At 42.4% G+C, this 20346-nt stretch carries 21 protein-coding genes and 2 pseudogenes; 4 read left to right on the top strand and 19 right to left on the bottom strand.

The window, feature by feature from the left end:
* A pseudogene (locus HMPREF1551_RS13075) lies at positions 1-414 on the bottom strand (aldo/keto reductase); the annotation flags it as partial.
* Between the two features lie 282 nt (positions 415-696).
* Between HMPREF1551_RS13075 and HMPREF1551_RS01520 the strand changes: the two are divergent.
* Positions 697-1116, top strand: coding sequence for a hypothetical protein (locus HMPREF1551_RS01520; RefSeq protein WP_021627234.1), 420 nt, complete (start codon positions 697-699; stop codon positions 1114-1116).
* 82 nt (positions 1117-1198) lie between these two features.
* On the opposite strand, the gene HMPREF1551_RS01515 is transcribed toward HMPREF1551_RS01520, so the two are convergent.
* The 8 genes from HMPREF1551_RS01515 to HMPREF1551_RS13070 all read right to left on the bottom strand — a co-directional run bounded on the left by HMPREF1551_RS01515 (position 1199) and on the right by HMPREF1551_RS13070 (position 8525).
* Positions 1199-2041: an aldo/keto reductase gene (locus HMPREF1551_RS01515; protein ID WP_021627233.1), complete on the bottom strand. Its 843-nt coding sequence runs from the start codon at positions 2039-2041 to the stop codon at positions 1199-1201.
* 9 nt (positions 2042-2050) lie between these two features.
* The gene (locus HMPREF1551_RS01510; protein ID WP_021627232.1) at positions 2051-2887 is read right to left on the bottom strand and encodes a carboxymuconolactone decarboxylase family protein; all 837 of its coding nucleotides are present in this window, start codon (positions 2885-2887) and stop codon (positions 2051-2053) included.
* Between the two features lie 75 nt (positions 2888-2962).
* On the bottom strand, positions 2963-3994 hold the full coding sequence (locus HMPREF1551_RS01505; RefSeq protein ID WP_021627231.1) for an alpha/beta hydrolase: 1032 nt from the start codon (positions 3992-3994) through the stop codon (positions 2963-2965).
* A gap of 4 nt (positions 3995-3998) precedes the next feature.
* The gene (locus tag HMPREF1551_RS01500) at positions 3999-4982 is read right to left on the bottom strand and encodes an alpha/beta hydrolase (protein WP_021627230.1); all 984 of its coding nucleotides are present in this window, start codon (positions 4980-4982) and stop codon (positions 3999-4001) included.
* Positions 4983-5023: 41 nt separating this feature from the next.
* Positions 5024-5581 carry a flavodoxin family protein gene (locus tag HMPREF1551_RS01495; RefSeq protein WP_021627229.1) on the bottom strand — a complete coding sequence of 186 codons (558 nt, stop codon included), beginning with the start codon at positions 5579-5581 and terminating at the stop codon, positions 5024-5026.
* 40 nt (positions 5582-5621) lie between these two features.
* Entirely contained in the window at positions 5622-6596 is a 975-nt protein-coding gene (locus HMPREF1551_RS01490; protein WP_021627228.1) for an alpha/beta hydrolase, read from the bottom strand.
* 113 nt (positions 6597-6709) lie between these two features.
* Positions 6710-7699: an alpha/beta hydrolase gene (locus tag HMPREF1551_RS01485; RefSeq protein WP_021627227.1), complete on the bottom strand. Its 990-nt coding sequence runs from the start codon at positions 7697-7699 to the stop codon at positions 6710-6712.
* A complete protein-coding gene (locus HMPREF1551_RS13070) occupies positions 7659-8525 on the bottom strand; it encodes an alpha/beta hydrolase (protein WP_196800699.1) in 867 nt (288 codons plus the stop codon). Before HMPREF1551_RS13070 ends, HMPREF1551_RS01485 begins: the two co-directional genes overlap by 41 nt.
* Positions 8526-8634: 109 nt before the next feature.
* Between HMPREF1551_RS13070 and HMPREF1551_RS01475 the strand changes: the two genes are divergently transcribed.
* Positions 8635-9444: an AraC family transcriptional regulator gene (locus tag HMPREF1551_RS01475; protein WP_021627225.1), complete on the top strand. Its 810-nt coding sequence runs from the start codon at positions 8635-8637 to the stop codon at positions 9442-9444.
* A gap of 68 nt (positions 9445-9512) precedes the next feature.
* Here the strand turns inward: HMPREF1551_RS01475 and HMPREF1551_RS01470 are convergent, their stop codons facing one another.
* On the bottom strand, positions 9513-10169 hold the full coding sequence (locus HMPREF1551_RS01470; RefSeq protein WP_021627224.1) for a helix-turn-helix transcriptional regulator: 657 nt from the start codon (positions 10167-10169) through the stop codon (positions 9513-9515).
* An 85-nt stretch (positions 10170-10254) separates the two neighbouring features.
* On the opposite strand from HMPREF1551_RS01470, the gene HMPREF1551_RS01465 reads away from it, so the two are divergent.
* Entirely contained in the window at positions 10255-11103 is an 849-nt protein-coding gene (locus HMPREF1551_RS01465) for a CPBP family intramembrane glutamic endopeptidase (protein WP_021627223.1), read from the top strand.
* 79 nt (positions 11104-11182) lie between these two features.
* On the opposite strand, the gene HMPREF1551_RS01460 is transcribed toward HMPREF1551_RS01465, so the two are convergent.
* The 3 genes and pseudogenes from HMPREF1551_RS01460 to HMPREF1551_RS13570 all read right to left on the bottom strand — a co-directional run.
* The gene (locus HMPREF1551_RS01460) at positions 11183-11647 is read right to left on the bottom strand and encodes a DUF302 domain-containing protein (RefSeq protein WP_021627222.1); all 465 of its coding nucleotides are present in this window, start codon (positions 11645-11647) and stop codon (positions 11183-11185) included.
* 98 nt (positions 11648-11745) lie between these two features.
* The gene (locus HMPREF1551_RS01455) at positions 11746-12786 is read right to left on the bottom strand and encodes a YhcG family protein (protein WP_021627221.1); all 1041 of its coding nucleotides are present in this window, start codon (positions 12784-12786) and stop codon (positions 11746-11748) included.
* Between the two features lie 97 nt (positions 12787-12883).
* A pseudogene (locus tag HMPREF1551_RS13570) lies at positions 12884-13033 on the bottom strand (alpha/beta hydrolase); the annotation flags it as partial.
* Between the two features lie 152 nt (positions 13034-13185).
* Between HMPREF1551_RS13570 and HMPREF1551_RS01450 the strand changes: the two are divergent.
* The gene (locus HMPREF1551_RS01450) at positions 13186-13533 is read left to right on the top strand and encodes a DUF1016 N-terminal domain-containing protein (protein ID WP_021627219.1); all 348 of its coding nucleotides are present in this window, start codon (positions 13186-13188) and stop codon (positions 13531-13533) included.
* Between the two features lie 24 nt (positions 13534-13557).
* Here HMPREF1551_RS01450 and HMPREF1551_RS01445 read toward each other — a convergent pair whose 3' ends face one another.
* The 6 genes from HMPREF1551_RS01445 to HMPREF1551_RS01420 all read right to left on the bottom strand — a co-directional run bounded on the left by HMPREF1551_RS01445 (position 13558) and on the right by HMPREF1551_RS01420 (position 20343).
* On the bottom strand, positions 13558-14322 hold the full coding sequence (locus HMPREF1551_RS01445) for a UDP-2,3-diacylglucosamine diphosphatase (protein ID WP_034544063.1): 765 nt from the start codon (positions 14320-14322) through the stop codon (positions 13558-13560).
* A gap of 137 nt (positions 14323-14459) precedes the next feature.
* A complete protein-coding gene (locus tag HMPREF1551_RS01440) occupies positions 14460-15614 on the bottom strand; it encodes an FtsW/RodA/SpoVE family cell cycle protein (RefSeq protein WP_021627217.1) in 1155 nt (384 codons plus the stop codon).
* Positions 15615-15620: 6 nt separating this feature from the next.
* Positions 15621-16964: a UDP-N-acetylmuramoyl-L-alanine--D-glutamate ligase gene (gene murD / locus HMPREF1551_RS01435; RefSeq protein WP_021627216.1), complete on the bottom strand. Its 1344-nt coding sequence runs from the start codon at positions 16962-16964 to the stop codon at positions 15621-15623.
* A 71-nt stretch (positions 16965-17035) separates the two neighbouring features.
* Positions 17036-18262 carry a phospho-N-acetylmuramoyl-pentapeptide-transferase gene (gene mraY, locus HMPREF1551_RS01430; protein ID WP_021627215.1) on the bottom strand — a complete coding sequence of 409 codons (1227 nt, stop codon included), beginning with the start codon at positions 18260-18262 and terminating at the stop codon, positions 17036-17038.
* A gap of 164 nt (positions 18263-18426) precedes the next feature.
* Complete coding sequence (locus HMPREF1551_RS01425; RefSeq protein WP_021627214.1) at positions 18427-18822, bottom strand: four helix bundle protein; 396 nt, start codon at positions 18820-18822, stop codon at positions 18427-18429.
* 66 nt (positions 18823-18888) lie between these two features.
* Complete coding sequence (locus tag HMPREF1551_RS01420) at positions 18889-20343, bottom strand: UDP-N-acetylmuramoyl-L-alanyl-D-glutamate--2,6-diaminopimelate ligase (RefSeq protein WP_021627213.1); 1455 nt, start codon at positions 20341-20343, stop codon at positions 18889-18891.
* Positions 20344-20346: the final 3 nt, after the last annotated feature.

Below are 20346 nucleotides of genomic sequence, written 5' to 3'. Positions count from 1 at the left end.
GGCTACTTGGGCAGCACTTTTGTGATACTTTTCATCAATGGCGTTGAGCGTAGGATTGGCAAAGAAATCGTTTTTACCTTCTGCAAAAGGTCCCCACAACATTAGCTTAGTATCGTATTTCTTCATCAGCTCTTGGAGGTCTTGCTGTTGGTTGAACACGTGTGTTTCCATTTGGTTTACCGCAGGTTTTATCTCACAGTGGCAGGCCAAATCAAGGTATCTATCCGCGTAGAAGTTGCTCACGCCAATAGCGCGTACTTTTCCCTCTTTGTAGGCTTCTTCCATCGCACGATAAGAGCCATAATAATCACCAAAAGGTTGGTGAACGAGCAGCAAATCGATATAATCAGTTTGTAGTTTGCAGTCGGCTTTGGAAGTAGGGCATCCCCATATTTTAGACCATATACCGGTAACGAAAATATCATCGCGGTTGAAATCGTCTTCCCAAACTAATTCTCATTCCTCTTTTTCTTTGGAAGAGGTGTCCTCTTCTTTTTGTTCTTGAGAGCAACCTACAATGATGCTCCAAATGCATAAAATAATAAAAGTTTTTCTCATAATATTGTATTGTTTTTAAGTTATTCTAAATGCAAAGGTAGTGATAGTTTGATAATTAGCAAATTAGTAAATTAGCGAATTTGCATATTAGGCAATTATGTATTACCTTTGCGGTATTAAAATATTAATAATATAATTATGAAAAAAGTACTTTTAATGGGAGTGTTAGCTTCCTTTATGTTAGCGGGTTGTGGTACAGCTAAATCACCAGAGATGAAACGCTTGGAAAAACAACAACAAGCCTTGAAACTCAATACCGAGCTCAACGAATTGCAAATGAAACTCACACAAGAGCAAACCAATAATCAGTCGTTGCAAACTGAGGCTACGCAAGCTAATGAAGAAGCTACCAATCGTACGGATGCTTTTAGTGATGCGAGTTCGGCTTCAGCAAGTGCTAAAAAAGCGAACAAAGCTGAAAAAGCTTTGCGCAAAGCTAGTAAAGCTAATAAGCAATTAGCCAAAAGTAATCGCCGTATTGAGAAATTGCAAAAAGACATCACTAAATTGCAAGAAAAGATAACTAAACTAAATGCTGAAGTAGAATTTAGCAAATAGATACAAGTTAGATGTCTTATTAAAAATTCCCGTGTGGTACTACCACACGGGAATTTTACTAATTAGCACATTTGCTAATTTGCTATTTACCATATTGTAGTATCATCTCTACAAAAGCAGGATCTCGGCGAGAAGAGAAGAGCGGTTGCTTGGTATCAAGAGCTTGAATTTTTGCCATATCCTCTTGGGATAGTTGGAAGTCAAATACATTAAGGTTTTGCTCCATACGCTCTTTGCGTACCGATTTAGGAATACAAATAATATCGCGTTGTAATAGGTAGCGCAAGGCTACTTGGGCAGCACTTTTGTGATACTTTTCACCAATGGCATTGAGCGTAGGATTGGCAAAGAAATCGTTTCTACCTTCAGCAAAAGGTCCCCACGACATTAGCTTGGTATCGTATTTCTTCATTAGCTCTTGGAGGTCTTGCTGTTGGTAGAATACGTGTGTTTCCATTTGGTTTACCGCAGGTTTTATCTCGCAGTGGTATGCCAAATCGAGGTATCTATCGGCATAGAAGTTGCTCACCCCAATAGCGCGCACTTTGCCTTCTTTGTAGGCTTCTTCCATAGCGCGATAAGAGCCGTAATAATCGCCAAAAGGTTGGTGAATGAGTAGCAAATCGATATAATCGGTTTGGAGTTTATGCAAAGAGGTTTCGATAGAGGCTTTAGCTTTTTCATAGCCTGCATTGCTTATCCACACTTTGGTAACGATAAAGAACTCTTTGCGGTCGATACCACTTTTCTTAATAGCGTTGCCTACGCCTTCTTCATTTTTGTAGATTTGGGCAGTGTCAATCATTCGGTAGCCTACCGAAATAGCATCGCTTACGCAACGCTCACATTCTTCGGGGTCTACTTGGAATACTCCATAACCCAATAGGGGCATTTGTACCCCGTTGTTTAATAGGATGTTTTTCATTTGTAATTCTTATTTTGTTAATTGAGTATATTCTTTTTCACTTACAGGTTCTTTCCATTCGGTTTTAGCTTTTTGCACATCCATTATAGCCAAATGAGCAAACCAACTTTGAGTGGTAGCTCCGTGCCAGTGTTTTACCCCTGCAGGCACTACTACCACATCGCCTTTTTGCAGCAGTTGGGCAGGCTTGCCCCACTCTTGATACCAACCTGTCCCTTCGGTAGCCAAGAGTATTTGTTCGGCACTATGCACGTGCCAATCATTACGACAAGAGGGCTCAAAAGTAACATTGGCAACCAATATGTTGTTTTTCTTATCGGGGGCAACCAATACATTTAAATAGCTTTTACCAGAAAAGTGCTTGCTGTTTTCGGGGGAATTAGGCTCGCCAAGGGCAAAGATATATCCTGCACTGCCTTTGCTAAGGTCGGCAGCTATTTCACTAGCATAGACTTCCTTAGCAGCAAGGAAAGCTCCCCACGCCTTAGGCCATCCTGCATAAAAGGCAATATGGGTAATCATCTCGGCTATTTCGTCTTTGCTGATGCCGTTTTTCTTGCCCTCGGTAAGGTGCGACTTAATAGTAAAATCAGGCGCTCCACTTCCTATTAGGGTGGCGATGGTTATCACACTACGATCACGAGGAGAAAGTTCCCCTTCACGACTCCACACTTGCCCAAAAAGAACATCATCATTGAGTTCAGCGAATTTAGGTGCAAAATCGCCGAGGCGGTCTCGTCCAGCAGTTTGTTTTTTAGCTTCTTTTTTCATTGTATTTTGTTGTTTCACTTGGGCACTCATCGCTACTGTTAAGAGTACCATTGCAAAGGTGATAATTTTTTTCATACAATTTTAATTTGCTAATTTCTTACTTTCTAACCATTTGTAGATATGTTCAAAAACTTCTTGGTTATTGAGGTCTTAAAACATAAAGTGGGTATTGCCAGAGATGCCTGCCTTAGGCAAATCGATAACTTTGCAGTCACCTCCGTTGGTATTGATCACTTCGGCAAATTTGTAAGCCAATTCGCGTACACCACTCCAGAAGTTTTGAGCGGGTAGCTCGGCAGTCTTATCAAAATCAGGAATATTGTCACCAAAATAGATAACGATAGGTCGCTTAGTGAGGGTGAGAAACTGTTCTTTAGGTACACCAAAACCTCCTACGGGGAAAGAAGTATTTTCTTTGGTAATGGTAGGAACTTCACCTTCGGGGAAGGGGAAAGTACCTGGCTCAATGGCCACAACAGCTGTTACTTTTGGGGTTTGCATCGCAACATTCCAACCGATAATGCCACCTTGTGAGTGCGTGATAAAGATACCGTCACCACCTTTCTCGAAAGTAGCGACTAAAGCCTCCGTTACTTTTGGAATATCAAACTCACCTATGTTAGGAGTCATTTGCTGGAAAAACTGATGTAGCGTTTCTTCTCCTTGGGGAAATTTAGAATTGCTGAAAAATTTAGGATAATATCCCATACGGAATTGGGTAAACCACGCTTGGTCTAAGGTTGAGGTAGCTACTGTAGCTTCTACTGAGGGTTGCCCTGCTGCCCCGCGGCGAGGTTGGTCGATGAGGTAAGTAGCATAGCCTTTGCGGAGGAACATAGGGGCGAACCCTTCGCGCCCATCGGGAGTGTTCATCCAGCCCACACGCGACTGACCGAAACCGTGTAGGAAGTACACACGGTGATGGTTGTAGGGCTGAGGTACTTGGTAGAAGATATTGGTATAATCGGCGTGGAGAGTTTGTCCGGCGGGGTTGTACTGACCTTTAATGGGGTCGAAAGTACCATCGGTTTTAAGCACAGTACCTCCTGCGGTGAAGAAACCTTGTCCTTTAATAGCAAGCACAGCGCTTTTACTCTTGTCAGAAGTGTAAGTATCTCCTTGGTGTTGAGTAGCACAGCCTATGGCCAAGATCACTGTAAGGGGAATAAAAATTCTTTTCATCTTGCTATTGTTTAGAATATTGATTAAAAAATGTAATGATTTTAGGAATGATAACTGATATATAGATTTCTTTGTCGTACATATCGAAGTGGCGAGCCTTAGGAACTACAAAAAACTCCTTACTATTAGTAGCTGCATTGTTGTACATCAGTTCAGCTCCTTGGCGAGTAAAAGCATTTTCACCTGCTATTACCAAGAAAGGTGTATGTAGTTTTTTTACTTCTTGGGCAGGAAAGAACTTGCGCCAAGAAAGTTCAGACCAAGAAGCAAATGGCAACCAATTAGGAGTAGCCCCTCGTTTGCTGTTGTAGTAATACTCAGCTCCTTCTGAACCTTCTTCGATGAGGTTTACACGTGTAACAATACCTTTTTCTTCATACAGTTTCTTTTCGGAGAGCAGTTGTGCTTCACTCTTACCATTAGGAGCGACAAAGTGGATCATTTCAAAAGGATTGACTACTGCAATAGCTTTCAACGGAGACGATTTAGCCAAAGTAACAGCGTAAGGTAAATACACCCCTGAACCACAGATGCCTACAGCAAAGATTTTGTTTTTATCTACATTTGGGTATTTCGTTATAAAAGCTACTGCGCTATTGATGTCGGTAGCCTTTATAGTAGGGTCTTCATAAGCGCGAGGTTGTCCTTCACTAGAACCAAGATAAGAATAATCATACACCATTGTAACAAACCCTTTTTCAGCTAAAAGTTGTGCGTAAAGACTGGCGGTTTGTTCTTTGGTACTTCCCATAGGTCCTTGTACTACTACCGCAGGTAGATGGTCGCTCTTCTTCATTTTTATAGGGGTATAAATCACTCCCGCTAATTGAAAACCAGAAGTCTGGTTTTTGAATACTACCGGAGTAATATTTACCATTTCGGTAGGAGGTTGAGCTATAACCTCATTTTCTTGTGCCAATGCTCCTATGCTTACCAAAGATAAACATATCGCAGTTAAAACACTTTTAAAGGGGGTATTCTTTTTCATAATTGTATTTTTTTTGATGACAAATATAGAAATACTTTTAATTATTTCAGTTTTTCGGAGAGTTTTTGTGCTTGTGATTGATTGTTAGCCATTCCTTCATAGCTAAAACCATACATTTCACAAAAACGTTTTATAGTGTATTCTCCGTCATTAATCATAAACTCGGAAGGACTTAAACCTTGATATAAAAAAAAGAGTTTAGAAGGAGCAAACGAATTTGGGGCAATAGTCCCGTAAAAACGCTCTAACAAGGTGCGTACGATGCTACTTATATTGTGCCAATATACAGGAGACCCAAGCACAATGATATCGGCATTTCTAATTTTCGTCAATACTTCATCGAATTGGTCGCCCGAGAGAGTCTGTCCGTAATGATTGACTCTATACTCCACTAGATTAAGTGTTTCGTATGTTTTTCCTTTGAGTAATGTTTGTGCTAACTGAGCCGTATTGCCGTTAGGGTTTGGGCTTCCGTTGATAAAAAGAATCTTTTGGGTATTCTTCTTGTTGTTTATTTCTTTGTCTTTGTTTTGGCAACTTGCCGTTCCTATTAAAGTAAAAAAAGCAAGTGCAAGTGTTAATAATTTGCTTTTATTCATCTTTTTTCGTCAGTATTCTTGACGACTGATTAATTATTTATTACAAATTCTTTTTAAAAAACTCTGTGAGTTTCTTTACTGCTTGGGTTACGTAGGGTTCTTTCCAATAGGTTTGGATATGGGTGGCTCCTTCAAGCAGATAGAGTTCTTTAGCTTGTGCATTGACGGCTTTAGCAAAGGCATCTTCGGTCATATCACGAGTGTCGGCTTTACTACCGGCAAGCATTAAGAGCGGTTGGTTGATAAGCTCTATTTGGTCGGTAGCATCAAAGCGCATCAAGTCCAGAAGACTGCTTTGGGTGTAACGGAAGGTGCTGTTTGGGTGGGCGTGGGTTTCGAGATAATATTCATAACCTTCGCGATAGAGTTCAAAAGGCATTTTAGCAACCTCTTCTTTGCTCATTTTAGGCATATTGCCCACATAACGCACCTGACCACCACGAGCTTCTTCTTCGCGGGCTTCAGAAGCCTCTTTAAGTCGTTGTTGGATAGTAGCTACTTGCGAGTTTTTAAAACCATTACGGCGCACCAATCCTGTGTTGAACATACTTAATGTTGCTACAGCTTTAAATCGCTTATCGGTTTTTGCTGCATTGAGTGTATATCCTCCTCCGCCACAGATACCGAGTATCCCGATACGATTGGCATCTACCCCTGCATAGGTGCTAATAAAATCGGCAGCAGCGTGAAGGTCGGCAGTACGGCTGGAAGGGGTATCTACATTACGAGGGGTACCTCCACTGGCTCCTTGATAAGCAGCATCGGGCGCTATCACAATATAACCTTGCTTTGCCAAAAGCTCGGCATATAAACCAGCGACTTGTTCTTTTACGCCACCGTTAGGGTGGGCTACCACTATAGCAGGGTATTTTTTGGTGTTATCGTACCCAGCAGGAGTATAGACATTAGCGGCAATGCTAATACCATCATTGCGGGTATATTGCACGGGGTGCATTTGTTGTGCAGATAGGTTCATAATAGTATTAAGAGTTAAAAGGGTTATTATCTTTTTCATTTCTATATGTTTTTATTATTTGTTCATTAACTAATTACAAGGCAAAGATACGATGCTTTTTCCAAAGGATTGTTACACAAAAGTCGGTAGTTTTTACAAATTTTTCTAAGTTCTTATTTTATGTATTGTTGCCAGAACGCTACAGCCAAATCTAACCAACCTTCAGCATCGGTGCCATTGCCTAAACCAAATCCGTGCGAAGCAGTTTGGTAGCGATGAAAGGCTACGGGTACACCTACACGTTTGAGGTTCTCGGCGCGATGTTGCATACCATCGGCAGAGGCAATGCCATCATTAGAAGCTACTGCGAGAAAAGTAGGTGGAAAATCTTTGCTGTAAAGACTTTGTCCTGTATAGATAATCACAGCAGTAGCAGGTTGGGGTAAGTGGGCGTTAGTAAATTTCTTAACTCCATAGTAGGCAATATTGCCCACCATACGTGCGCCTGCCGAGCCTCCCCAAAGAGAATAATCTTCTGTTGAGACGCCTAACGTTTTAGAATTTTGCAGTACATAAGCGATAGCTTGGGCTAAATCTTCGGTGGCGTACTGCTCACTGCCAATGCGGTAGCGTATCACAAAGGCATTGTAACCCAGTTCGCTAATGCGTTTAGCCAGAGGAAAGCCTTCGTGCAAAGAACCTATGTACGAGAAACCACCTCCAGGGCATATTATAGCAAACGGAGCCCCTTGTTTGCCGCGAAAAAAGAAGAGTCCTGTGTTTTGCTTGCGAGGATCTTGTTTTTTCTCATTGTCAGTATAAATGTTATAGAAGATAGTTTGCCCTTTATCTACTTCATCAATAAGATGGTTTACAGCGTTGAGTACTACATTGGGGTGCACATTGCTGTGGTAGGGCATAGTACGGGCTATTTGTGAAAGCGGTAGGGTGTAGTAGTTGCTATTCTCATCAAAGGGCAAAAGCAGTTCGCCATAGCCTGTAAAGGCTTTATGATAGATGAGGTCTTGTACGGTATGTGCAACTGTAAGGTGTTCGGTTGTAGTTGTCGAAGGTTGAGGATTGTTAGGCATAAGGTCTTTATTTTGAGCACAGCTTGTAAAGCTAAGAGTTAAGAGAATTAGTGGTGATATGAGATTTTTCATAAGGCTTATTTTTTATAGTTTCTCCAAATTTTTTAAGTATTTTAGGAGTGCAAGCACTCCAGAATTCCCAATCGTGTCCACCTTCACGTAAGATATAATCGTGAGGGTAATTTGCAGCAGTGAGTTGCTGATGGAGGCGTTGGTTTTCACGGGTAAAGAAGTCACATGTACCCAATTCAAGGGTGACAGGAGGCAATTCGTTTTGTGGATATTGCTGTATCACCTCATAAATATTGCGTACACCATAGCCTTCGATAACAGCACTCATTGCATAGATATAGCTAAACATATCACGATGGGTAATGCCATAATATAGGGCTCCATAGCCTCCCATCGAGAAGCCTCCTATCATTCGGCTTTGGCGTTCCCCTTTGATATGAAAACGTTTTTCTACTTGTGGAAGAAACTCTTGAAAAAAGTAGCTTTCGTAGCGAATAGAGCGTCCTGCTACATTGTCTAAATACATCCACGTATTGCCATCGGGGGTGATGATAACTGCTTCGGGCATAATGCCATCGGCAATAGCCTTATCGGCTTGTTCTTGGAGTTTATCGTACACAAACCAATCGTTTTGGTTGCCACCATAGCCGTGCAATAGGTATAGTACAGGGTATGTTTTCTCATTGCTGTAACCAGCTGGTAGATAAACCGTGTAATACATATCTCTGCCTACTATTTTGCTTTTTATTACTTGATCGTGTAGCACAGTGCTTCCATTACTGTTAGTTTGTATAGATTCGGGGGTATTGGTAACAGTGGGGGTACCTTCTGTTTTAGAGCAAGAAAAAAGTGTAATACTCATCAAGATAAGGATAGGTAAATTCATATTCATTTAATTTTTATTGTTTGACGAGGCAAAGGTAGGGCGGTATTTTGAACAGATTGTTACACAAAAGTCGGTAGTTTTTACATTTTTTTCTTATCTTTGCCGCACTATGAGTGAAAATAATGGAAATATCATTATTGAAGACAATCTTCACCGCTTGGGTGGAGAGGAGTTACGGCATTGTATAGCCCACGTGCTGTGCCAGGCGGGCAGGTATACTTTTGAGTACAACGGAGAGAATTTTGTGCTTGAAGCAGAGCAAACAATGATTATTCCTTATCAGCAGTTTATAGAGGCAGTAGTGCCTTCACCTTACTTGCGAGCTACTTGTATCTACCTCACCCCTAAATATACTGAATATTGTACCCCGCGTAGCAATTATGGCATACGAGGGGCGTTGGCACTGTTTGCTAATCCTATTATGCCCCTCACCGAAAAGCAGTTTGCCCAACTGCAATACGATTTTCAGCAAATAAAACACCGACTGACCGATACCACTCACGCTTTTCAAGAGGAAGTGTTACACAGTGCGGTGCAAATGCTTATTTTAGATTATTTTGATATTCATACCTCGCTGTTTGGGAAGCAGAAAATAACCTTTCAGGATAACGATCTTATGGTGCGTTTTATGGCATTGTTAGAACAAGAAGAATACGTGCAACACCGAGAAGTGGGCTATTATGCCGATAAGCTGTTTGTGTCGCCCAAGCACCTATCGGAAGTATGCAAGCAGGTGAGTGGGCGCAATGCCCTCTTCTGGATAAACCGCTTTACTACCATACATATACGTAAACTATTGCAACAGAAAACACACTCTATCACCGAGCTTACTGCCCTTTTTGGCTTTTCGTCTTCTGCCTATTTCTCTCGCTTTGTACAACAGCATTTAGGGGTAAGTCCGAGTGAATTTTATCAGTAATAAAAAAATCCTTGTGTGGTATGCCACACAGGGATTTTTACTTATTGCGTGTCGTGTTACGATTTGTGTTACGACCTTATGGCTTCAATTATATTATCTACTTGTAGTTTTTCGAGGATATTTTGGCGGTGGCGGTTTACGGTATGTATGCTGATGTTGAGTTTTTCGGAGATTTCTTTGCTGAACATTCCTTGTTTGGCTAGGGCGAGTACCTCTCTTTCGCGTGGGGTGAGCAGGGTATCGGTAGCACTTTCGATAGCGAAAGGTACCACTTCATCGGTAAGGCAGTTTTTTATTTGAAAACGGACAGAAGTGTTTGCTGATTGTTCAGGAGCGAGGTCTATGATGCCCATTCCAAGAAAATTATCGTCTTTGAATGCCAATATACGCATTTGGTAAATCATTCGTACATACTTTCCTCTATCCAAGACTCTCATTTCATAGATATATTTGTAAGTTAGCTTTTCTTCCTCGGGGAGCGTGTCCAAAAACTCCCATACTTTTTTATCAATTCGTCTTACCACTTCTAAATCATCGGGATGCACCAATTTTTCAATATTGAGCTCATCAGATGCTTGAATATATTCGGTTACATATTCGGTTACATAATAGTAATGTCCAAATCTATCTAACAGAAACACCGCAAAACTCCCTGCTTGTTCTAAGATTTTTAAGTGGGTGATGTATTCTTGTGCTATTTCCTCTATGCTTTTATCGGTTGTCATCTTTAAAAATGGTTATTATTCAGTATTGTGTAGTGATGCGCACCGCCGTAATTTTGCCCCAAAGATAATCAAAAATTTTTAAAAGATGAAGAATAAATCACGAACCATTAGGAATTTATGTGTTTTTATTTTCGTAGCCCTCAGTTGTGGCTGGGTAGGCGTATGGGTAGATGCTCTTACCGGCGAAACGATAGGTGATTTTGGCGAAGCTAGCAATGGTACTAGTGGAATGGGTATTTTTATAATTGCCCCTCTGCTTACTTGGCTCTTGTTGCGCGCTTTTATGGGTGATGGTTGGCGCGATGCAGGGTTGCGTCCGCTTATCAAGAAAAACCTGCGATGGTATGGGGTGGCAACCCTTATTTACCCTGCGGTGATTGCCGTTACCCTGCTTATAGGGGAGCTGTTAGGCTGGATAGATGTACAAATCCGTTGGACGGACTATTTTGCGGGCTTTGGTATTTTTGTAGTAGCCGAATTTGTAAAGAATTTCTTTGAAGAATCGGCGTGGCGGGGGTATCTTACGGCTCGTTTGCTCAGTTTGAAGATTAAAGATGTGTGGCTTTATCTCATCGTAGGGGCAGTGTGGTGCTCGTGGCATTGGCCTTACTTCTTTTATTTTGTAAAACCAGAACAGCTATTTGCTATATTCCCTTATGATAAGGTTACTTTTTGCCTCATGGCACTGGTGTGCTGCACCTCGTGGACGGTAATGTACACAGAACTTTTCCGCCTTACCAAGTCGATATGGCCTGGGGTGTGGATGCACGCTATTGAGGATACGACCATCAACAGTTTGATATACGATAAGCATATTCTCATTGAAACAGGTAGAGAGATACTCATTTCGCCCGTTTCGGGGATTATCCCTTGTCTGCTGTATCTCGGCGTAGGTCTATGGCTGAGGAAATTACGAATGACAAGTTACGAATGACAACTCCCCGTGATGCGAGCCATAAAGGCTGTTTGCATCATGGGGAGTTTTATTACCTATCGTACTACGACTTAATTTCCTATTTTCCAATTGACGATTTTATGAGTTGCAACATTACGGCATCTATCTTTTCCGCTGTGCTGAAGTTTTGCTTGATATGGTATTTTTCGGCGATAGCAGCAATTTTCTCGTAGCGTATGCGTACAATTTTTTCCTCCTTGTAGATGAGGATTTTCAAAGGGAGTTCAATAGCAAAGCTAAGGTTTTCCTGCATTAGGGCAGTCCCTACTTTGGGGTTGCCCACTATAAGTACAGTCGCGGGGTGCATATTTTCGCCTACTGCCTCGGCTGCCTTGTGGTGTTCGATAGTAGCAAAAATGGTAATGCCTTTGCTGTTCAGTGTTTTCTGAAGTGCCGCTACAGTCTCTTCAAAAGCCAATGGACTCTCAAAATCAGCATAAGGTTTTATCACATCAGTACAGCTAATAATAGGATGTGCGGCTGCTAAGAACGGGAATAGTAGGAATGTAATGAAGTGTTTCATGTCGTTTTTATTTATTGAGCTGAATGGTAAGCATAGAAATGGCTTTTTTTATTGATAAATGTTTCTTGGTTTTAGGGTGCAAAGATAGTGATAATTTGCTAATTTTTGAGTTGCTCTTCTATCTCTTCAATGCTGGGGAGAGAAGACCTATATCCTTCTGATAGTTGTTCATATAGTTGATAGGAAGAAATCCCAATAGGACTATTTACATCTGAAAGTGTATATTCAGCCACTATATCATTCTTATCTTTACAAATAAGCAGACCAATAGTAGGATTATCTATTTCGGTACGCATCTGTTTATCTACAGCGGTAACATAGAACTTGAGTTGTCCTACGTGTTCTGGCTTGAATTTCACAGACTTAAGTTCTACTACTACATAACAATGAAGGCGCACATTATAGAAAAGTAAATCAATATAGAAGTCATCACCACCCACATCTATATGTACTTGTTTGCCATAAAAACAGAATCCTTTACCAAGTTCTAAAAGGAACTTAGTCATATTTTCTTCTAAATAATTTTGAAGTTCTTTCTCTGTATAGGGTTTCGTTAAGGTAAGAAAATCAAATATATAAGGGTCTTTGGTGAGTTGTTGTGCCAAATCGGATTGTATAGCAGGAAGTTGCTGCTTGAAATTTGTAATAGCTTTTCCCTCTCTATCATAGAGATTTAAGCCCAACTGATGTTCTAACACCGAGCGACTCCAGTGGTTTTCTATGGTTTTATTGACATAGAAAAGGGCTTCTGATATGTTCTTACAACGCTGTATAATCATTATATGATGCCCCCAAGGGATATTGAATAGCGTCATTTCTAATTGGGAAACAACTTGTTTCCCAATTATATTTCCTTGATTATAAAACAGATACCACTGCCTTATATATTTTAAATTCCGATAAGAAAACCCTTTCATAGTAGGAAAGGCTTCTTGTAGGTCTCGGCTCAGGGTTTGCAGAAAACCATCACCCCATTGGGTTTGTTCTTGCTTTTGAACTATATCCTTCCCTATTCGCCAATAAAGGTGCAACAGCTCACTATTTACTTGTATAGCTGCTTTGATTTGGCTTTGTTGAATATTTGCTTTAAGAGCTTCTAACCATTCTCTGTAGGCTGTAGTATTGATAATGGCATTCATCTTTTGTGTTCTCTAAGAAGGTACAAAGATAAGGATAATTCACTTATTTCTGAATGCTCCAATTGACGAATTTATCAACTGTAGCATGTAACACCTAATCAGGATCCGTTACCCAGTAGCTCACCGTACCAATAGCATATTTGCCTGTAGGCTTTGCAAAAAGCGCAGGGCGGAATATATAATAAGCCCCTCTCCCAAGCAAGAATAACAGTAAGGTTATAAGGATATAAATTATTTTCTTTTTCATTGACTAATACAGTGAGAAAGTTCTGTTTTCAAGCTACAAAGATAAGGATAATTGATGAATTTTCCTTATCTTTGTATTTCATAACTTCTCGAATTCGAGAGGATTAAAAAATAAATGTATCTGTCTTTTTTGTAAGGTAAAAAATCAACACAATGAGTACATTAACTCCTAATTTTGATTATGAAGAGATGCTTCTACAAGCCATTAATCATATCCGAGATGGACGTAATTATCTCGCCAAACAAATAAGTTCTACTATCAGTTCTGTATATTGGAATATAGGGAAGCTCCTTTTTGATCGGCATTTAGAAGAAGGATATGGTAGCGGAGTTGTAAAACAACTCTCTGTTGATCTAAAGAGAGAATTTCCCGATATGGGACTCTCACCTCGTAATCTTTGGTATATGAAACGCTTCTATGAACGTTATTATCAAGCAGATACAAAACTGCAACGCTGCGTTGCAGTTTTACCATGGAGACATAATATTCTCCCATTATAGTACTAACCAATGGAAGTCTTATTACTAATCACTAACAACTAACTGGCAAACCTCCCCATCAAAGACGGCGTAAGTATAATAGTGTATCCAGTCGCCGGTATTGATATAGGTAGCTTCTCCACCGAGGTCGATGGTCATAGGCAGGTGGCGGTGTCCGAAGAGGAAGTAGTCGTAGTGCTGGGTCTGTAATTTGCGACGGCAGTACTGCACCAACCATTCGTTGTCTTCCCCCAAGAAATGCACATCCTCCGCTCCTGAGATGAGCTTGTTCTTCACCGAGAGGTATTGTGCCAGGCGTACCCCAATATCAGGATGGAGCCAACGGAAGAGCCACTTACAGAGAGGATTGGTAAAGATTTTTTTCATGCGCTTGTAGCCCTTGTCTCCAGGGCCGAGGCCATCGCCATGGCCGATAAGGAAGCGCTTTCCGTTGCAGAGAAATGCTTGGGGGCGGTGATAGACGGGGATGTCCAGTTCTTGCTCAAAATAATCACTCATCCATAGGTCGTGGTTGCCCACGAAGAAGAAGATTGGCAGGCCACTGTCACGGAGTTCGGCCAGCTTGCCCAATACACGAACGAAGCCCTTGGGGACTACTGTACGGTACTCAAACCAAAAATCAAAGAGATCGCCTAAGAGGAAGAGGGCGCCGGCATCGGTTTTGATGGTATCGAGCCAATGGACGAACTTGAGTTCGCGGGGGCGGCTTTGGGCAGAGGTAGGGGCACCGAGGTGATTGTCGGAGGCGAAATAGAGCTTTTTGTTGTTATCTAATTCTATTTGAATCATAGTTATTGGTTTCTTATTTTGACTATTATCCACTTACCGGCTTAGTGCCTCCATACTCTACTTGCTGATGGGGTTTTATTTCCAATGCTTGTCAATAGTTAAAAGAAGCATAGGTATAAACTCCTAATCAATAATCATTATTGAGCGGGGGTTTCGTTCGTTGAGGAGGTTCGAGCACTTACCGAAAGGACGATACCCAGAGCGATGCAGGTCATCCAGATGGAAGTACCCCCGGTGGTAAAGAAAGGTAGGTTCTGTCCGGTTACTGGAAGGAGGCCAACGGAAACTCCCATATTGATAAAGGCTTGGAAGACTATAGGGATGCCCACGCCCAGGACTAAGAGCTTGCCAAAGATAGAGGTAGCCTTCAGTGAGATGACCACAAAGCGTACGAGCATAATCATAAAGAGCAGGATGAGGCTTGCGCCCCCCCATAGGCCGTATTCTTCCACGACGATGGCAAAGATAAAGTCGGACGAGCCCTGTGGGAGGAGGTTCTTCATCACACTTTTGCCGGCTCCTTTGCCCCAAAAACCACCCGAAACGATGGCCATCTTGGCTCGCTCGGATTGGTAGTTTTCCTCCTTATCCTTGCTTAGAAAGGACTCGATACGGCTTTTCCAGGTATCGGCACGGTGTGGGAAGGCATCGGGGAAGGCCTTGATAAAGAGGAAGAAGAGTCCAGAGAGCATGATGGCAAAGACCATACTGAGCAAGATATGCTTGATGGGGTAGCGCCCTATAAAAAGGAGCATCAGAACCATGACATACATAATAGCCCCTGTGGAGAAGTTAGGCAAGGTAACCAAGCCTACAGTGATGGCCACAGGAGTCCATAGGGGGAGGATGCTATCGACAAAGGTTACCTTGGTACCATAGGTTTCGGCCAAGTAGGAGGCCACATACATCAGCAGGATGATCATGGCAAAGGCCGAAGGCTGGAAAGAGATAACCCCAAAGAGGTAGATCCAACGGCTGGCGTTGGCACCCTCGATCGTGCTTCCCTTGAGCAAGGCGAAGAGCAACAGTATCCACGCCAATAGCAGCCCTAAGCGCGCCATAGGCCTGAAATAGCGGTAGGGGAAGATATGTATGAGGTAAATAATAAATAATCCCGCGGCTATTAGTGCTAAATGGCGGATAAGGTATCCCCAAGTGCTGATGCCTGTTCGCTCGATATAAACTAAGTTGCTACTGGAGCTATATACCGGCAAGAAAGAGAGCATTGCAAAGAATAGAATAACTCCCCAAAGGGAGATGTCTCCCTTGAGGTATTGCCTGAAACGTTCCATGAGGGGTTATTCTTTGATCATGTTTACATAGTGTTTGAATTGGTTACCTCTGTCCTCATAGCTTTGGAAGAGGTCAAAGCTGGCGCAGGCAGGGGAGAGTAGTACGGTATCTCCTTCTTGCGCTAAGCCACGTCCTACCTGTACGGCATCTTCCATAGAATGGGTTTCGATGATGGTAGGGACGATGCTTTGGAAGGTTTGGATAATCTTGTTGTTATCAAGCCCTAAGCATACGATGGCTCTTACTTTTTTGCTTACATAAGGAATCAGAGGGCTATAGTCGTTCCCCTTATCTTGTCCGCCGACGATCCAAACGAGGGTATCCTCCATGGAGTCCAAGGCATAATATACGGAATTGACATTGGTAGCCTTGGAGTCGTTGATATACTTTACGCCCTCTACCTTGCGAATGAACTCCAAGCGGTGGGGAACGCCCTGGAAGGTCATCAGGCTGTTGCGGATATTCTCATTGCGGATATTGAGCATTTTGGACACTAAGGAAGCTCCCATAGCGTTTTTCAAGTTGTGTTTTCCTTTGATGGTTAAGTCTTTTGTAGGCATTTCGAAAAGGTTTTGATTATAGTTGATATAAATATTTTTTTCATCGAGGCAATAGGCCCCTGGTATGCATTCTTTTTCTAAGGAGAAAGGGATCAGCTGTGGGCGAATGTCCTTTCTTTTGGCGAGTTCCTGCTGTAGGACAGGGTCATCGGCATCGTAGATCAGCAGGTCATCGGCTTGTTGGAAAGCGGAGATACGCAGCTTGGCATCGATATAGTTTTGGAACTGATAGTTGTACCTGTCCAAGTGGTCAGGGGTGATGTTGAGCAATAAGGCGATATGGGGTCGGAAGGAGGTGATGTCGTCCAGCTGAAAGCTGCTGATCTCCAGTACATAATATTCCTTTGGCTCTTGGGCGACCATACGGGCAAAGCTATGGCCTATATTGCCTCCTACCCCTACGGAGAGGCCTGCCTGTTGTAGCAGGTGATAGATGAGGCTGGTGGTGGTTGTCTTCCCATTGCTTCCGGTGATGGCGATAATCTTGGCCTGGGTATAGCGGGAGGCGAACTCGATCTCGGAGATAATCTCGATACCTTTGTCCTTGGCCTTTTGGATGATGGGCACCTTGTGTGGTATGCCAGGGCTCTTGATAATACAATCGGCCGAGAGGATCTCACTTTCTGTATGTTGGCCTTCTTCCCAGCGTATGGCAGCTTGGGAGAGTTCGGCTTTGTAAGTGTCTTTCAGGGGGGACTTGTCGGAGAGGAATACCTCCCAACCTTGTTTTTTCCCAAGAATGGCAGCACCAGTGCCACTCTCTCCGCCTCCAAGGATTACTAATTTCATCTCTTATTAGTTTTGAATTTCAAATTTTGAGTTCTAAGGGTTATAGATTTATACTATATAATCATTATCTCCTATCTTATCTTCAGCGTGATAAAAGATACTAATGCCAAAATAATCCCTACAATCAAGAATCGCATGACGATTTTACTCTCGTGGTAGCCTTTCTTTTGGTAGTGGTGATGGAGGGGGGACATGAGGAATATCCGGCGTCCTTCACCAAATTTCTTCTTAGTGTATTTGAAATAGCCTACCTGCAAGATGACCGATAGGTTTTCCATCAGAAATATCCCACAGAGTACGGGAATGAGCAATTCCTTGCGTACCATGATGGCCAATACGGCTATGATGCCTCCTATGGTAAGGCTGCCGGTGTCTCCCATGAATACCTGAGCAGGATAGGTGTTGTACCACAAAAAACCAATAAGAGCACCTACCAAGGCGGCGATGAAGATCGTGACTTCTCCTACGTGGGGGATATACATGATGTTTAGGTATTCAGAAAAGATGCTATTGCCCGATATCCAAGCAAAGATACCGAGGGTGAAGACAATGATAGCCGAGGAGCCTGCTGCCAGGCCATCAATGCCATCGGTGAGGTTGGCTCCATTGGATACGGCGGTGATGATAAAGATCACCACGGGTATGAAGATAAGCCATACCCAGTTCTTGTATCCCTTGCCTACCCACTTGATGAGAGAGGCATAGTCGAACTCATTGTTTTTCATAAAAGGGATGGTCGTTTTGGTGGATTTCACCTCGGCCATACTTGGTAAGGAACGTCGCTCTACCTGGCTCATGCGAGAGGCTTGCGCATTTTCATTCTTGACGGTCACCCCAGGGTGGAAATATAAGGTGGCTCCTACTATAATCCCTAAAGAGATCTGCCCTAAGACCTTGAAACGCCCCTTGAGGCCGTCTTTGTTCTTTCTAAAGACCTTGATATAATCATCCAAAAAGCCAATGATCCCCATCCATACGGTGGTGATCAGTAGCAGAATCACATATATATTGTCCAACTTGGTTAGCAAGAGGGAAGGTATTAAGAGGGCTAAAATAATGATAATCCCTCCCATGGTGGGTGTGCCTGCTTTTTCCTTCTGTCCGGCTAAGCCTAAGTCACGCACCGACTCGCCAATCTGTCGCTTATACAACATATTGATGATGTGCTTCCCACTGATGGTGGCAATCAGTAGTGATAATATAGCCGCTAAACCCGCCCGAAAAGAGATGTACTGGAAAGCACCCGCACCAGGGACATTGTAGGCTGTATGTAGGTAATCAAATAAATAGTATAACATAATTAGTGAACAGTGAACAGTGAATAGTGAAAAGTGAAAAGTGAAAAGTGAACAGTGAACAGTGAAAAATGAACAGTCTTGCTGTTTATTCCTTTTTACTTTTGTTTTTCTGTCTTCTTTATTTTTCTATATTTCTATCCTTTTTTGTTTTTATCTTTCTATTTTTACTTTTCTTTTTTGTTTTCCTTATTTTCAGATAGGTGTTTTTTTGTTGTTTTTATAGAGGCAATGAGAATTGCGATAAGTTCATTACATTCTTTTTCAAAGCTATCTTTTATTTTTTTATCTAAATAATTGGTGTCATATAAAAGAGAAATCCAATAGTCTGTCTCATTGGCCTCTTTTAGGGCTATAGAGAGCTTAGAAATGAAATCAGCAGTACTCTGAGCATATGTTCCTTCTCTTACTAAAGCTCCTATGGCTGTGCCACTTCTCAAAACTTGATTACTTAATATATATTCGTTGTTTTCTCTTAGAAATTTTGAGAGTTTTACTATTCTAACGGCAAAATTATAGCTTTTTGTAAGTAAAGTACCTTTTCTGTCATTATTTATTATCATTTATATACTTAGTATTCTATTTTTGTGTTTCAACTCCAAGTATTTGTTAGCTCCATTTTTCACTCATCACTTTTCACTCATCACTTTTTTCCCTTCCTCTAAGTCGTCGAAATGGGTTTTTACTCCTTTGATTTCTTGGTAGGTTTCGTGTCCTTTGCCGGCCAGTAGGATGATGTCTCCTGGATGAGCGAGGTGACAGGCTACTTTGATGGCTTGTCGGCGGTCGGTGATGGTCATATATTTATGTTGGTTTTCGCCTCTGATGCCTGCTTCCATCTCCTGGAGGATGGCCTCGGGGTCTTCCTCACGGGGATTGTCGGAGGTGAGTATGACCTTGTCGCTTAGGGAGGTGGCGATGTGTGCCATGATGGGTCGTTTTCCCTTATCCCTATTGCCTCCGCAGCCTACTAAGGTGATGAGCTGTTGGCCTGCTTGCTTGATGCTTCGGATGGTTTCCAAGACGTTCTCCAAGGCATCGGGGGTATGGGCGTAATCTACGATGAGGGTACGCTTGTCAGGAGCCACAAAATACTGGAAGCGCCCGGCTACCGGAGTGAGCCTGCTTAAGGCCAAGAGGGCTTGTAGGGTGTCCACTCCTAAGAGCTTCGCGGTGGCATAGATGGCCAAGAGGTTGTAGGCGTTGAACTTCCCGATGAGTGATACCCATAGCTCTTGCGTTTCGATACGCAGGAGCATACCTGAGAAGGTATTTTCCAAGACGGAGAGCCTAAAATCGGCCATGGTCTTAAGGGCATAGGAGTATCGCTTGGCAGGGGTGTTCTGCAACATGTAACTTCCATTCTTATCATCTATGTTGGTCAGGGCAAAAGCGGTTTTGCTCAGCGAGTCAAAGAACTTTTTCTTAGTATCCCGATAGTCGGCCAGGGTATTATGGAAGTCCAAATGGTCTTGGGTAAGGTTGGTAAAGACCCCACCTGAGAAGTGCAGTCCTTCGATGCGATGGAGTGCTACTCCGTGTGAGCTTACTTCCATAAAGCAATGAGTTACCCCCTGCTCGACCATGCGGTGCATAACCTCATTGAGGGTGAGCACGTCCGGTGTGGTGTTTTTCGTCTCCATTCGCTGTTGGTCTATATAGATCGCAATGGTAGATATAAGGCCAACCTTGTGACCTAATAGCCCAAAGAGCTGGTAGAGTAGGGTAGCGATGGTAGTCTTTCCATTGGTTCCGGTTACCCCTACTAATTTTAGTTTTTTAGAAGGATTTCCGTAAAAATTGGCCGCTATCTTCCCCATAGCTATGGTGGTGTCGGCTACTTTTACGAATGTTACCTCCTGTGGTAGTGTTGTGGGTAATACCTCACAGACAACGACCTTTACTTTTTCTACTACTACTTGACTTATAAAAGAGTGCCCATCTGTTTTTGCTCCTTTTATGGCAAAAAACAGCGTGTTATCGGATATTTTTCGTGAATCCTGGGTGAGATTTGTCACCTCTACCTGATCGTTTCCGATTATTTGTATGGTGTTTACTTCTTTTAGGAGCTCTTTTAGTGTCATAGC

Source organism: Capnocytophaga sp. oral taxon 863 str. F0517 (genome assembly GCF_000466425.1).
Taxonomy (GTDB): Bacteria; Bacteroidota; Bacteroidia; order Flavobacteriales; family Flavobacteriaceae; genus Capnocytophaga.
Note: the sequence above shows the minus strand (reverse complement) of the source record. Positions and strands in the feature narration are given on the sequence as shown.

What these genes read in the sequence shown, in the direction of transcription:
- HMPREF1551_RS01450 (WP_021627219.1), top strand. Translation starts at nt 13,186, where the DNA reads ATGAGTACATTAACTCCTAATTTTGATTATGAAGAGATGCTTCTACAA.
- HMPREF1551_RS01500 (WP_021627230.1), bottom strand. Translation starts at nt 4,982, where the DNA reads ATGAAAAAGAATACCCCCTTTAAAAGTGTTTTAACTGCGATATGTTTA.
- HMPREF1551_RS01510 (WP_021627232.1), bottom strand. Translation starts at nt 2,887, where the DNA reads ATGAAAAAAATTATCACCTTTGCAATGGTACTCTTAACAGTAGCGATG.
- HMPREF1551_RS01520 (WP_021627234.1), top strand. Translation starts at nt 697, where the DNA reads ATGAAAAAAGTACTTTTAATGGGAGTGTTAGCTTCCTTTATGTTAGCG.
- HMPREF1551_RS01465 (WP_021627223.1), top strand. Translation starts at nt 10,255, where the DNA reads ATGAAGAATAAATCACGAACCATTAGGAATTTATGTGTTTTTATTTTC.
- HMPREF1551_RS01460 (WP_021627222.1), bottom strand. Translation starts at nt 11,647, where the DNA reads ATGAAACACTTCATTACATTCCTACTATTCCCGTTCTTAGCAGCCGCA.
- HMPREF1551_RS01470 (WP_021627224.1), bottom strand. Translation starts at nt 10,169, where the DNA reads ATGACAACCGATAAAAGCATAGAGGAAATAGCACAAGAATACATCACC.
- murD (WP_021627216.1), bottom strand. Translation starts at nt 16,964, where the DNA reads ATGAAATTAGTAATCCTTGGAGGCGGAGAGAGTGGCACTGGTGCTGCC.
- HMPREF1551_RS13070 (WP_196800699.1), bottom strand. Translation starts at nt 8,525, where the DNA reads ATGAATTTACCTATCCTTATCTTGATGAGTATTACACTTTTTTCTTGC.
- HMPREF1551_RS01440 (WP_021627217.1), bottom strand. Translation starts at nt 15,614, where the DNA reads ATGGAACGTTTCAGGCAATACCTCAAGGGAGACATCTCCCTTTGGGGA.
- HMPREF1551_RS01495 (WP_021627229.1), bottom strand. Translation starts at nt 5,581, where the DNA reads ATGAATAAAAGCAAATTATTAACACTTGCACTTGCTTTTTTTACTTTA.
- HMPREF1551_RS01420 (WP_021627213.1), bottom strand. Translation starts at nt 20,343, where the DNA reads ATGACACTAAAAGAGCTCCTAAAAGAAGTAAACACCATACAAATAATC.
- HMPREF1551_RS01475 (WP_021627225.1), top strand. Translation starts at nt 8,635, where the DNA reads ATGAGTGAAAATAATGGAAATATCATTATTGAAGACAATCTTCACCGC.
- HMPREF1551_RS01505 (WP_021627231.1), bottom strand. Translation starts at nt 3,994, where the DNA reads ATGAAAAGAATTTTTATTCCCCTTACAGTGATCTTGGCCATAGGCTGT.
- HMPREF1551_RS01425 (WP_021627214.1), bottom strand. Translation starts at nt 18,822, where the DNA reads ATGATAATAAATAATGACAGAAAAGGTACTTTACTTACAAAAAGCTAT.
- HMPREF1551_RS01515 (WP_021627233.1), bottom strand. Translation starts at nt 2,041, where the DNA reads ATGAAAAACATCCTATTAAACAACGGGGTACAAATGCCCCTATTGGGT.
- mraY (WP_021627215.1), bottom strand. Translation starts at nt 18,262, where the DNA reads ATGTTATACTATTTATTTGATTACCTACATACAGCCTACAATGTCCCT.
- HMPREF1551_RS01445 (WP_034544063.1), bottom strand. Translation starts at nt 14,322, where the DNA reads ATGATTCAAATAGAATTAGATAACAACAAAAAGCTCTATTTCGCCTCC.
- HMPREF1551_RS01455 (WP_021627221.1), bottom strand. Translation starts at nt 12,786, where the DNA reads ATGAATGCCATTATCAATACTACAGCCTACAGAGAATGGTTAGAAGCT.
- HMPREF1551_RS01485 (WP_021627227.1), bottom strand. Translation starts at nt 7,699, where the DNA reads ATGAAAAATCTCATATCACCACTAATTCTCTTAACTCTTAGCTTTACA.
- HMPREF1551_RS01490 (WP_021627228.1), bottom strand. Translation starts at nt 6,596, where the DNA reads ATGAAAAAGATAATAACCCTTTTAACTCTTAATACTATTATGAACCTA.